General features: G+C 43.8%; 12 protein-coding genes. All 12 read right to left on the reverse strand.

All coding sequences use genetic code 11. From position 1 onward, the window contains the following. Window positions 1-11: 11 nt before the first annotated feature. Complete coding sequence (locus H5336_RS10805) at window positions 12-1322, reverse strand: sensor histidine kinase (RefSeq protein WP_185234064.1); 1311 nt, start codon at window positions 1320-1322, stop codon at window positions 12-14. Then, entirely contained in the window at window positions 1322-2650 is a 1329-nt protein-coding gene (locus tag H5336_RS10810) for a sigma-54-dependent transcriptional regulator (RefSeq protein WP_185234066.1), read from the reverse strand. Before H5336_RS10810 ends, H5336_RS10805 begins: the two co-directional genes overlap by 1 nt. A gap of 10 nt (window positions 2651-2660) precedes the next feature. Continuing rightward, on the reverse strand, window positions 2661-3881 hold the full coding sequence (locus H5336_RS10815; RefSeq protein ID WP_185234068.1) for an ABC transporter permease: 1221 nt from the start codon (window positions 3879-3881) through the stop codon (window positions 2661-2663). Between the two features lie 13 nt (window positions 3882-3894). Beyond that, on the reverse strand, window positions 3895-5232 hold the full coding sequence (locus H5336_RS10820) for an ABC transporter permease (RefSeq protein WP_185234070.1): 1338 nt from the start codon (window positions 5230-5232) through the stop codon (window positions 3895-3897). Window positions 5233-5234: 2 nt separating this feature from the next. Beyond that, window positions 5235-5948 (reverse strand): ABC transporter ATP-binding protein, encoded by a 714-nt coding sequence (locus H5336_RS10825; protein WP_185234072.1) that lies wholly within the window; start codon window positions 5946-5948, stop codon window positions 5235-5237. A 4-nt stretch (window positions 5949-5952) separates the two neighbouring features. After that, on the reverse strand, window positions 5953-7275 hold the full coding sequence (locus H5336_RS10830) for an efflux RND transporter periplasmic adaptor subunit (RefSeq protein ID WP_185234074.1): 1323 nt from the start codon (window positions 7273-7275) through the stop codon (window positions 5953-5955). A 226-nt stretch (window positions 7276-7501) separates the two neighbouring features. After that, window positions 7502-8248 carry a LytR/AlgR family response regulator transcription factor gene (locus tag H5336_RS10835; protein ID WP_185234076.1) on the reverse strand — a complete coding sequence of 249 codons (747 nt, stop codon included), beginning with the start codon at window positions 8246-8248 and terminating at the stop codon, window positions 7502-7504. A gap of 9 nt (window positions 8249-8257) precedes the next feature. Beyond that, window positions 8258-9355, reverse strand: coding sequence for a sensor histidine kinase (locus tag H5336_RS10840; protein WP_185234078.1), 1098 nt, complete (start codon window positions 9353-9355; stop codon window positions 8258-8260). A gap of 32 nt (window positions 9356-9387) precedes the next feature. After that, a complete protein-coding gene (locus H5336_RS10845) occupies window positions 9388-10203 on the reverse strand; it encodes a LiaF transmembrane domain-containing protein (RefSeq protein ID WP_185234080.1) in 816 nt (271 codons plus the stop codon). 11 nt (window positions 10204-10214) lie between these two features. Further along, window positions 10215-10364 (reverse strand): hypothetical protein, encoded by a 150-nt coding sequence (locus tag H5336_RS10850; protein ID WP_185234082.1) that lies wholly within the window; start codon window positions 10362-10364, stop codon window positions 10215-10217. A gap of 15 nt (window positions 10365-10379) precedes the next feature. Continuing rightward, entirely contained in the window at window positions 10380-10754 is a 375-nt protein-coding gene (locus H5336_RS10855; RefSeq protein ID WP_185234084.1) for a DUF4389 domain-containing protein, read from the reverse strand. Between the two features lie 150 nt (window positions 10755-10904). Then, complete coding sequence (locus tag H5336_RS10860) at window positions 10905-12380, reverse strand: polyphosphate:AMP phosphotransferase (RefSeq protein ID WP_185234086.1); 1476 nt, start codon at window positions 12378-12380, stop codon at window positions 10905-10907. Between the last annotated feature and the right edge of the window lie 92 nt (window positions 12381-12472).

The raw sequence follows: 12472 nt of genomic DNA on the forward strand, positions 1-12472 counted from the left end.
AACAGCATCACTTACTGGTCTTGATTCGGCAACACCAATCGCGCCTCCACACCACCAGCTTGGCGCTGTAAAACCACCATGGTACCGCCGTGTGCCTCTACTATTTCGCGACACAGCGGTAAGCCCACACCGCTGCCATTGGGCTTGGTGGTGTAAAACGGCAACAACATATTTTCCATGGTTGCTTTGCTTATACCTCTGCCTCGATCGAGCACGGTCATGACTATTTCTCTTCCTTGACTAATACCCAGCTGAATATCTTCTACGGCTGATTCTGACTCATGGGCGTTTTTGAGCAAGTTTATAAGGGCTTGCTCCATCTGCCCAAGATCAAAATAGGCAACACTTGCTGGTAGATCACCTATAAGTTCAAAACGGTATTGTTGACACAGACGTTCTACCAATTCCGACCATGCCACCTCTTTAATTTTAGGTTCGGGTAATTTTGCCAGACGAATATAGTCCTGTATAAAGTGTTTTAAATGGTTGCTACGCTCTGTAATTGTGTCGAATACCATTGCCAGTTTTTCAGTTTGTTGTTTTTCTAACAATATTTTCCCAGTGTTTGCCATAGAGGAAATGGGGGCTAGCGAGTTATTCAATTCATGACTAATAACACGAATCACTTTCTTCCAAGTTTCTATTTCTTTTCGGCCAATATCCCGCGTAAGCTGCTTAATTAAATATAACTTATGCTCCTCGGTATTCAGAACAAATTTTCCAACGGAAAGGTGGTACACCTCGGGGATTGACTCTTCAGTAATACTAACCAAGCCGTCTTTACCTTCGGCAATCATCACCCGAAAATTTTCAGGTGCCTTTTCAAGTAATTGCTGCAAAAATAACCCTTGAACGGCATCCCCATCGCAAAAAAACTGACTCGCTTGACTATTGGCATACACGATACGTTGATGACTGTCGGTAAGTAGTAGGGCAAGGTTAGAGTTTTGAATAACGGTATCAAGTAATAGTTCTCGCTGGTAAAGGCTCTGACGCTCACACCTGAGTTTTTCGGAAACCTGATTATAGTAATCTACAAGCTCATCCAATTCATCGGTGCCGTCTCGGGTAATACTGGTGCTGTAGTCATCGTCTAAAAGGTTAAGCAGCCCACCTTGCAGCGCCTGCAAGCGCAAGAATATTCGGCGCGTAAATAGCCCAATACTTATAAAACAGGCGACTAATGCAAGTGCTACTCCAGATAGGAGACTTACAAACTGAGGAACGCCAAAATAGTTTCCCGCGACTACGGCGAGTAGTCCCAGTACACTGGAAAGGAATACTGACAGCAGTATTTTCCCTTGTAAGCTAAATAAACGCATCAACTTTGAATACCGTACTTTTCTAGTCGCCTATAAAGCGCCTGACGGGTTAAGCCTAACTGTCTTGCCGCTTGTGATATATTGCCACTATTTTGTTCTAGGGCCATAACAATGGTGTTCTTATCTGGCTCCAATGATATTTTATGTGTTTTATTGCTCAGTAAGTTCAACATCAAACCAAAATCATCAAAACTAATATCTCGCCCCTCACTGAGCAGCTCTGCTCGTTTACAAGCATTTTCCAATTCCCTTACGTTGCCAGGCCATGGGTAGCGCTGTAGCTGTTTAACAACAACGTGTGGAACATTTTTTTGGCCATGCAAAAAATGAAACATTAGTAATGGTATATCAGCCGTTCTTTCACACAACGGCGGCAAATTTAACTCTATAACATTCAAACGATAGTAAAGATCTTCTCGGAATCGACCTTGTTCAATAGCTAGCGGCAGGTTTGTATTGGTTGCACTAATAACACGCACCTTACAGCGGCGAGTTTCACTAGACCCCAAACGCTCAAACTCCCCGGTCTGTAAAACCCGTAGTAATTTTGCCTGACCGTTAGCCGACAGGTTACCCATTTCATCTAAGAATAAGGTACCTCCATTCGCTATTTCAAAACGGCCCTGTCGCTGTTTTGTGATACCGGTATAAGCACCAGCTTCGGCACCAAATAATTCAGCTTCCATTAAATCGTCGGGTAAAGCGCCCACGTTAACTTTCACGAAAGGGCCATTGGCTGCACGCGAATTTGTTTGAAGTATTTCAGCAATTTTTTCTTTGCCACTACCATTTGGCCCCGTAATTAAAACCGGCACATCCGCCGGCGCAATTTTAATCGCCATTTCCACCACTCTTGCCATTTCCGGGCTTTGAAAAACCAGTCCGCAAAGGTTATAGCGTTGTTTTAACAAATTGACTTGCGCTATATGTTGTTTTTGCTGCTGCTGTAATTCACTGAGTTCCAGAAGGTTGGTTATGGTGGTGAACAGCTTTGCGTCGTCCCAGGGTTTGGCTATATAGTCAGCTGCACCGTTTTTTACTAGCTCTACAGCCGCTTCCAGGTGTGTCCAGGCGGTAATTAAAATGATGGGAAGATCTGGCTGGATTTCGCGAATAGCGCCAAATAATCGCATACCTTCCTGTCCGGAGGTGGTGTCTTCGGTAAAGTTCATATCCTGTATTACTAGGTCGAATTCATCTTCCGTAAGCCGCGCCAAACCGGCCTGCGGTGTGAAAACCGATTCGGTTTCTATTTGATGCAGGCCCAGCATCAGCTCAAGAGCCGAACCAATTGCCGGGTTATCATCTATTACGAGTACACGGGACATGGGGAATGTTTTACCTTTTAATTGCTAAACTGCCAGAAACGGAAGCCGGTGACACCTTAGTGGCCTGATAGGCCGGGTAGGCTGCCGCTGCCAACATGGTGACTAACATTATCCCACCGCTGATAGCCAGTGTGTTCCAAGGTAGAGGAATACTGCCGCCGCCTTGGGTGATTAGCGTGAGTATGGCCGGACCCAGCAGTAAACCAATAAGCATGGCGCCCGCAAATAGAAGCACATTTTCCATCATGATAAACCGGCAGATTTGCCAGCGACTTGCACCTAGCGCGCGTCGTATTGCAATATGCAGACGGTTATTGGCCACCCGGTAGGAGGTTAAGCCTATCACCCCAAAGCCACAAACTCCCACGAGTAAACCGTATATCGTTGCCATTATCTTCAGCACAAAGTGCGCCGGTTTGCGGACATCACTTTTAAGCTCTGGCAGTATCGCTTCTGAACCTACAATTCTATCGCGATCGCTATCGCGAAGAAGCATCTGCATTTCTTTTATTAACTCTATCTCTGCCGGTTGTTCTGTTCGTATCACATAGTCCACAGTATCGTCGGTTAAGATGACAGGTACGAACACGGCATGGTCACCATTGACGATAGCATTATGGGTTCCACGAATATTGCTACTTACACCAATGACCTCAAACGCTTCGTCTTGCCAATAAATATGTTTGCCTAATGCATCGGTATCCGTAAAAAAGTATTCTGCTAGGCTTTCAGTAATCACAATTTTTTGCCCAAACTTGGCCTCAGTTCTGGGTACATACTTAATTTCGTGCTCGTCAAAACCTCGGCCCTCCAGTATGGAGACACCCAGCACCGCCATAACGTTATGGTCGGATAACGCCACATGACTCCAACTATTTTTTCTAACATCACTATCCAAATTATTGTGTATGGGGTTGACCCACTGCCATTTATCCAGCGGAATTCGGTTTATTACTGCAACACCAGCAACACCCTGGTACTGCGACAAAACGCGTAAATCCTGCTTTATACGGCTCTCCCGTGCCTCTGGTGATATTGAAAAATTCACTTGCAAGCGGCCCAGATACGCCTCCTCTATTCCGCTGTCCTCAAAAATAAGTTGACTAATATTGGAGATACCAAAGTAAAGCGCCGATAGTATGCTAATCGTTAAGCCAATTTGAGCAACCATTAGCAGTGGCCCTAGCGGGTTTCGAATGAGTAATTTTAGTGCCGGCAAACAATCATTCATCGATAGTGCTCCTTTATTCTGCATTGAGGTAACGACCCGGTTGCGCGCGACTAACACGCCAAGCAGGTATAGCGCCACTGAGCAAGGTTGAGATAAGTACTAAGGTAAAAATTAGTAGCAATGAAAACAGATTGAGGTGGGCGAAATCTGCAAAATAATAGTAGTCATAGCCCGACATCATCCGCTTAAGCACCTCAAACCAGTAGTAAGCAAGTATTAGTGCAAACAGGCCTCCCCCCAAAGCAATTAGCAGCGCTTCAAATAAATGCTGGATAAATACGGACGATTTACTTGCACCCAGCGCACGCCGTACAGCCGCATCAGCCGTAGTACGTAAAAATTTTGCCATTAGCAACGCAATACTGTTGGTGGTACAAATGAGTAGTATCAAACCAGTTAAAGCGACCTCAGCTAACCCTTGAAACCCTGCGACAATTTTCATCCATTCAGAAGAGTTGCTCAGTGCAATTTTATTCGTGCGAAGATATCGTCCGTTTTCCTGTTCCGACTCAATATAGCCTTTTAGGTAGTTTTCAAAATCTTCTTTTTGTTCAGAGCTATCGAACTCCACCCAAGGTCGTACCCATAGGGTTTCGCTGTTAAGAAAATCTTCATGACTTTTAAGTATTTGGTTATGTTTCCAGGTATAAAAACCTCCCCAACGATGATAATCATGCAGCGCTATATCCTCCAGTGGAAAGAAAAAGCCCGGTGATGTACCCATTGGGGTGTTAGTAGGGTCGTAGATTCTGGGGGCCATATACCAATTGTCTTCAATTAGGCCCGTTACCGTATAGGGTGTTCCGTCTACGAGTAATATCTTCCCGACACTGTTTTTTCCATTAAAAAATATTTGGTTAGCCCAGTCGCCTAATATTATTTTGTGAATACCGTTATATTGCCCCTGCTCTTCCCAGGCTCCACCGTGTTTAAACGGTACGTCGAACATGGAGAAAAAATCGCGAGTAACCAAATAGCCACTGTGCATTGCGGGAAGCACATCATCATTATCTGGATTTTCCAGTATTGCACCGGAGGCACTAAGCATTGTGGTTCGGGTAGGAATACCCGAATTTAGAATAAATTTTGTATCGCGAAAATTGATCGCCGTGGGCATAAAATTTCGACTTTGGAAAAATATTTCTGCAGGATTTTCCGACCAGTTGTCGGTTTGCACTGAAAAAATTCTGTCTATTTTATGCTCCATGGGATTTTTGCTTCCCGCCTGCTCCAAGGTGAGCAGCACCAGCGTAAACGACATACCAAAACCCAACGCCAACATCATCAGTAATGTCATTACAGGGGTTTTCCAGAGACTGCGCCAACCTAAAAACAGATAATATCGCCACATAATTACACCGCCTTTTCTCGAGCAGGAACCTGTTTAAGAGGTTCGTACATTTGCAGGTCTGTAACCTGACCATCCACAATTTGAATATGACGGTTGGCACGACGGGCCAAATCTGGATCGTGAGTAACCATAATGACCGTAGTACCTTGGCGATTAATTTCCTCCAACACCTCCATTACCTGTTTTGCCATTAAAGTATCGAGGTTGCCGGTAGGCTCGTCCGCGAGAATCATACAAGGGTCTCCCGCCAGCGCTCGAGCGATTGCTACTCTTTGTTGCTGACCACCCGATAACTGTGAGGGGTAGTGTTTTTTTCTACCCAGTAGACCTACCATCTCCAGCATTTTATCGATGCGCTTTTTACGTTCCTTACCTGAAAAACCTCGGTAGCGTAAAGGTACATCCACATTATCAAAAACATTGAGATCTGCAATCAGGTTAAAACTTTGGAATATAAACCCAAGCTTGTGGTTACGGATTTTAGAACGATGACTATCACTAAGGTGACTTACATCCTCACCGTCTAACTTATAGGTCCCCTTTGTAAAGTCGTCCAACAAACCCGCTATATTCAAAAAAGTCGTTTTACCGGAACCCGATGGGCCCGTAACAGCCATAAATTCGCCACTGTTCACCTGAAGATTAAAATCCCGAAGCGCGTGCGTTTCCACTAAGCCTGAACGAAATACTTTTTGTAAATGTGTCATTTCCAACATAGTTTTAGTCCTTTATAAGTACAACGTTAGTTTTTCGGCGTATGCCGGTAGCAGAATTGATAATCACCTCCCCAACACTAAGCCCATCCAGAATTTCAATGGAAGAGTAACTACGATCACCGAGTTTAATTTTCCGACGGTGAGCCTTGTCACCCACCCTTACGAATACACTTCCTTCAAAACTATCGGTAAAGCTACCTCTTTCTACCATTAGCACATCCGCTTTTTCCTGTATAAAAATGCGTACACTTAATCGCTGATTTTCACGCAAATTCTCGGGATAGGGGGCTTTAAACCCTACGCGGGTGGTAACCTGACTGTGGATAACTTCAGGAGAAACGGCCAGTAGTTCGCCCCAGAATATTTTCTTGTTGAGTTTTATTTCCACTTTCATACCAGGCGCTAGATCATCTGCGTAGTCTTCCGGTACCGGCGCTTCCATTTCATAGTGGGTAAGATCCACTACCGTAATTAGCGGGTGATAACCACCGATCGCCTGCTGATCTTTCACTTGTAAGCTACCCACCATACCGGTAACGGGCGAGCGTATTTTTAAACGATCCAAGCGCTTCTGTACGCTATCAACCACTAGTTTTTGCGAGGTGACATCCTGCTCTACCATAGTCTGTTCAAACGCCAAGCTTTCCTGATCTATGCTATTCGTTTTTTTCGCCAGCCGTAATTCTAGAGCTGCACGGTCGCGATTATCGACAATTTTTTCGTAGTTCATCTGGCTGATAATTTGATTTTCTATTAATTTGTCGGACCGTTTTTTTTCTCTTTCCAGCGCTTCTAGGTTTACTTTTGCCATGTCTTCCATTTTTTGTAAACCGAATATACGCCGCTTTATCTCAAGTTTTTTTCGTTCTACTTCAACATTCAGTTTTAGCAATAATGCTTGTTCACGCGCTAAATGCTCCTCTAAACCAGGGCTCACCACTTCTACCAATAATTGCCCCTCCATTACCCTATCACCGGCTTTTACTTTCAGCTGGACAAAGCCTTGCTCAGGGCTGAACAGGGTAGGGCTATTGGCCGTTATTACACGGCCCTGAGCCAGTAAATCTTTTAAAAAATCACCGCGTTCAACTGTCGCAAAATGTAATTCACCTTCCGCTACAATTTCATCCACCTCCGATGTGGAATAGAAGTAATAAAAAGACCAGGCCATTGCCGCAACCAACCCACCAATCAGCGTCATTATTCCCAGCGTTTTTGGTTGTACCCCCGATTTTTTCAGAAGGAGATCTTGACCGGAAGTATCGGCTATGGCCTGGTAAATCATTGGGTAGATCACATTATTGAAGTTCAGCCTTAGTGCAATCAAGGATTGTGCCAAGACCGAAAACTAATGTAACTATCTGTTTTTATTGGAAATATTTTTGGAAATGGAATTGCATGCTAATGAAGAGTGTCCGAAAACGATGTCCACTTTATAGTGTGGACAATTTCACCTATCAGGTTTTTTGAATGCGACGCTACCTTAAAGGGCAACTTTAGAGAAAACAGGCGCTTGGGTGGTTACTGTAATATGTGTACCAATATGATGGTAACTATAAGACTTCCACTAATTTGGCATAGCCCGAACGGCTTACCGAATATTGCTCCCCATTTTTTAGCAGTGCAAATCGGTTTTCTTTACCCTCGGTTTCGATTCCACTTAGGTAGTCTAAATTGATGATTGACGAGCGATGAATACGACAGAACTGGCGTACATCCAGCATTTTTTCTAAGTTACTTAGGCGTTCCTGCTTTATATATTTGCGGTGGGCGGTGTGTATAACAACGTAATCGTCTGCCGCTTCTATGGCTATTACGTCAGTAACAGCCACTACAAAAACATCGCCTTTTTCACGAATGAGTATACGGTTTATGGGTGCTTGATTTTGTTGATGGTCAATTAGCATTTGCTGCTTTGGCTTATCACCGGTATCTCCATTATTTAAACGCTGACAAATTCTTTCTATGGTCAATCTCAAGCGTTCTTTGCTAACGGGCTTCAGAAGATAATCCAAGGCGTTATTCTCAAATGCTTGAATAGCGTATTCATCGTGGGCTGTAACAAAAACGGTAAGCGGTGCTTCATCGCCAAGTAAGTCGAGCACATCAAAGCCATCTAATTTCGGCATGTGAATGTCGAGAAACATCACTTGCGGACAAAATTCGTGGACGGCCTTAACCGCAGCTAATCCATGTTCGCACTCGGCAACCGTGGTAATGCATTCATGCTCCGCAAGCAGGTGTTGTAGCGCTTGTCTTGCATGGCTTTCATCGTCAACAATTATCGTTTTAATAGGCAATTTAGGTCCCTATACTCCCGTAGGCTTTCGCAATTGGCTTGGAATGCGATTCGGTAAATGTAGCTTAACAACGAATTCATGGTCATCAGACTCTACTACCATCGTCGCATTACTACCATAATAACCGGCTAAACGTTTTTTAAGAGACGACAACCCCACACCAGTACCTTTTCTATTACCTCCCAGAGGGTCGGTTGAATTTTTTACTTCTATCTGTAAGCCTACATCATTTTTTTGGATAGCAATTTTTATGTAGCCCTTTTCCAAGCTGGCATCGATACCATGCTTAACCGCATTCTCAACAAGCGGGAATAATATAAGTGGAATAACTTCGGTAGAATTCGCCTTATCAGCAATATTAAAATCAACGATACAACGCTGACCATAGCGTTCTTGCTCAATAGACAAGTAATTTTTTATGTGTGTAACTTCCTCGGCCACCGTTACTCGTTCACTTTTTGAATAATTGACACTGTATCGAAGAAAATCCGCTATTTGTACGCACAAACCGTGAATTTTTTCTGGCGTGACCTGGGACAGGTTCGCCAACATATTCAAGCTGTTATACATGAAATGTGGGTGTACCGTTTCTTTAAGCGTTTTTAATTCAATCTCACTGATTAAAAGGCGCTTGCGCAGTATTTCACTGTTATCCGCTTCACTGGTGTTAGCTGTGAGGTAGGTATAGTGTAATAACACCCACACAGCATACAGAATAGTAGCCAATACACCGTTGGTTATGAAGGTGAGTTGGTAAATTTCACGTCCATATTGTATGCCAAGGTGTACAGCTTCTGCCGACCAAATATAGCCCAATATTAACCAAAGGCCTACGGTGAAAACACCGGCTATCGATTGAAAAATAACGATAAAGAATATTGGTGTTCTATTAATCGGTAAGCGCTGACAAAGATGGATATTAGAAAAACAAAAGAATATGAGTATGAAATACCAGGGGGTTATAAACGAAAAACATTCTTCGACCAAACCCTGTATCGATTCAGCTTTTAGCAGTTCAATTATTAGTAATGTGATAAAGGTAGAAATCACAAACCAAAAAAATAGTACGGCTAAGAAACTTCTTTGGGAAAAGAATAGAGGGTGCATAATGGTTTATCCGCGTTTATAGAAACCTACAACTAATTGCGGATATCAACGCCCCCTAGAAACGCAAACCCTGTGATAATAACTTGTTTTCTAGGTACACCTAGTTTATCGGCTAAACAAGTTGTTTTATTGCTAACACCACCCAAAAATGGCAATACTTTTGAGGTTACCTGCCAATGAGGAGGTACCATTATATTCACACCTCCCATAAAAGACAGTACGTCTATTTCGATGGTGTTGCCCTCGCAGTCGGCTTCACGTATATCAACTTCGGCACCACCTAGTACGGTAATCACACTACCCTTTGACAGAGTTTGGCTACGCGTAGCATAGTCGCCACCACCCAATATAGTAAAAACATCTATTTTGTTTTCTTCGGGAATATTATCCATTTCCATATCGGCTTCCATGCTGCTTTCCTCGGATTTCCAGAACGTAAAATTATCTGATTTAGCAAACCAGTTCTTACATTGTTTGTTGTGGTCAGGGCGTAATAAATGAAAGCCAACCGCCAGTAGAATTAGCGGTGCTATTAATGCTCCAATACTAAAATTAAAAATACCATATTTTGTCAGCGCAAATAGAACGCCCACACCAATCAGAAAATAGGGTAAAGGTTTTTTGGCTGCTCCGGGTGTTTGTTTTTGATAGACAATCATTGCCGCACCCACCACAATCAATATGAACGGCCAATTGGAAAAGAATATACCCAGTAATTTAAATCCAATATTATTGAAAAATAGCATTACCGCGAACACAATAAACCCCATACCGATAAGCGTACGCGTGCTTAGGTTTTTCGAAGTTCGCGGTTTTTTTTGGAGCTTGTCTTCAAGTTTTTTTGTCATTTTTCTGCTGCTTAATATGCGCTTAAAAGGCAAACAATATTGGAACTTATCGATCTAAAGCCAATATTGTCGAATACCAGCAAGCCGGTAAATAATACAACCCCGCTAACGGCAATAGCTTCCGTGTTCATTGCATCAAATAGCTTTATTAAACTTTCCATAGTTTTGTGCCTCTACTATTCAGGTTTGCTTTGGTGTGTATCTTCGGCTGTAGGTTCATCAACAATCACAGCCTCTTCGATTGGCTCCAGCTCACTAACGCCTTCTGGCCATGGAGAGAAGGGGAAAGGCTTGCGCTCGGTGTTATAACTGACAAACTCCAACGCCTGATGAATAAAGCTGGCCAGCGATTTACCCAACGAACGCAAATTTTCATTCTCTCGGCCTGTGCCGAGTACAAACACAAATTGTACGGCACATATAACCCACATCACCACGCCAGCCACATGTAATAGAACCGCAAATAGCAGCATATACGCCAAACGTATCCAGTGGCTGTGGTCTTTGATGTTCTGATGAAATTGGTCTTGGTTAAAAGTTCGGCTTGCCATTGTCACTCTCCTTTGTAGGTTTCGAAGAAGATTACACCCGGAATGATGGGCTGTGACTACAAACTCGGTCGATGGTGGATGTTACTCGGTAAATCGCAAAATGTAGATATAACGCTCGCCTAAATTCGGTGAATCAACGCAAAATGTCGGTTAATGCGTTTTCAAATCCTTAAGTTTTTGTTTAAACGTGTCTACAACGGTTTTAAGTACCTTCAAGCGGGCTTTGTCTTTAAAATCGGTGCTAACAACCGTCCAAGGTGCCGTTTCAGTACTGGTACGTTCGATCATATCCTCAACAGCAACGACGTAATCGTCCCAGCGGTTGCGGTTACGGTAGTCTTCTTCTGTTATTTTGTATTTTTTATAATCGGTTACTTCGCGTTCTTTGAAGCGGCGCAGTTGTTCCTGATTACTAATATTTATCCAAAACTTGAGAACCACCGCGTTGTGGATAGTAAGCTGTTCTTCAAAGTCAGTGATTTCCTTGAAGGCTCGCTGCCATTCATTGTCTGTGGCGAACCCCTCTACACGCTCGACGAGCACGCGACCATACCAACTGCGATCAAATATAGTCATCTGTCCGTTACGTGGCACATCGCGCCAAAATCGCCACATATAGTGGTGTGCATATTCATCTTCGGTCGGTTTGGCTATAGGTTTTATACGATAGAACCCCGCATCTAATGGCGCAACCATACGCCTTACGGCACCGCCTTTTCCTGCGGCATCCCAACCTTCAAATACCATAACCACGGGAATATCTTGCTTGCGTAGGTCAAATGTTAGTTTGTGTAATTTGAGCTGTAGTTTTTTCAGTTTTGCTTTCGCGGACTTTTTATTCGGTGCGTGCTCAATGGATTCCGGAGACATATTGATGTCGACGCGTTTACCCGGGTAACCGTTATCTTCAATGTCAGCATCTGGGTTATCGTGCGCTAACCAGTGCTGGAGTTTATGTTTAATTATCTCGCCTACTTCCAGATTACGTCGAAGGCTATCGGCGCCATCGATCACATACCAGCGATTTGTAGCCGTACTGGTAGCATCCAGAGTTTGCTGAATAGCGTCCATCGCAACAGGATAGTTTTTCAGTGCTAACTCATCTTTGACATCGAAGTAGGGGGTATCTCGAATTTCAGCCACCCGCTCACGTAATACCGTCTCTGGAATATGAAGCCAGCATTTGATCATTAGCGCGCCGTCATCGGTGTGCTTTTTCTCAAAGTTGCGAATGTATTGCTCACGCTTACGCAGTTTATCGGCACTAATTTCACCATTCAAAAATTGGACAAGCGATGTACTTGTCCAATCGCGCAGGTAAATGGCCATCTCACCCGCACCCGGTAGATCTCGCCAATACCGCCAAAAAAATGGCCGTGTATCATCTTCATGCTGACTAGGTCCGTAGGCATTCACGCTGAGAAACCTTGGGTCCATCCAGCTGGACAGTGCGTTTATGGTTTCATGCCTACCGGATCGGTCATCACCGGCGATGACCAAAATTACAGGTTTTTTCTGCGCTCTTACGCGGTTCTGTAGCTGCAGTAGGTCCGCGCGCAGTTCATTTACGCGCTTTTTGTATGCGGATTTGCTAATGGGAGGCGCAGGTTGATTGAGTGTAAGCATGGCAACATTTGGGTTATGGGTGGCGTCGATGGTTTAAATATAAACGATGACAACGCGTTTGGTTTGAGTTATCTGGGTAATTTACGTTTTTG

The organism is Teredinibacter franksiae (genome assembly GCF_014218805.1).
Taxonomy (GTDB): domain Bacteria; phylum Pseudomonadota; class Gammaproteobacteria; order Pseudomonadales; family Cellvibrionaceae; genus Teredinibacter; species Teredinibacter franksiae.

Excerpts from the sequence above, each read along its gene's own strand:
- H5336_RS10805 (WP_185234064.1), bottom strand. The coding sequence starts at position 1,322 with ATGCGTTTATTTAGCTTACAAGGGAAAATACTGCTGTCAGTATTCCTT.
- H5336_RS10810 (WP_185234066.1), bottom strand. The coding sequence starts at position 2,650 with ATGTCCCGTGTACTCGTAATAGATGATAACCCGGCAATTGGTTCGGCT.
- H5336_RS10815 (WP_185234068.1), bottom strand. The coding sequence starts at position 3,881 with ATGAATGATTGTTTGCCGGCACTAAAATTACTCATTCGAAACCCGCTA.
- H5336_RS10820 (WP_185234070.1), bottom strand. The coding sequence starts at position 5,232 with ATGTGGCGATATTATCTGTTTTTAGGTTGGCGCAGTCTCTGGAAAACC.
- H5336_RS10825 (WP_185234072.1), bottom strand. The coding sequence starts at position 5,948 with ATGTTGGAAATGACACATTTACAAAAAGTATTTCGTTCAGGCTTAGTG.
- H5336_RS10840 (WP_185234078.1), bottom strand. The coding sequence starts at position 9,355 with ATGCACCCTCTATTCTTTTCCCAAAGAAGTTTCTTAGCCGTACTATTT.
- H5336_RS10845 (WP_185234080.1), bottom strand. The coding sequence starts at position 10,203 with ATGACAAAAAAACTTGAAGACAAGCTCCAAAAAAAACCGCGAACTTCG.
- H5336_RS10850 (WP_185234082.1), bottom strand. The coding sequence starts at position 10,364 with ATGGAAAGTTTAATAAAGCTATTTGATGCAATGAACACGGAAGCTATT.
- H5336_RS10855 (WP_185234084.1), bottom strand. The coding sequence starts at position 10,754 with ATGGCAAGCCGAACTTTTAACCAAGACCAATTTCATCAGAACATCAAA.
- H5336_RS10860 (WP_185234086.1), bottom strand. The coding sequence starts at position 12,380 with ATGCTTACACTCAATCAACCTGCGCCTCCCATTAGCAAATCCGCATAC.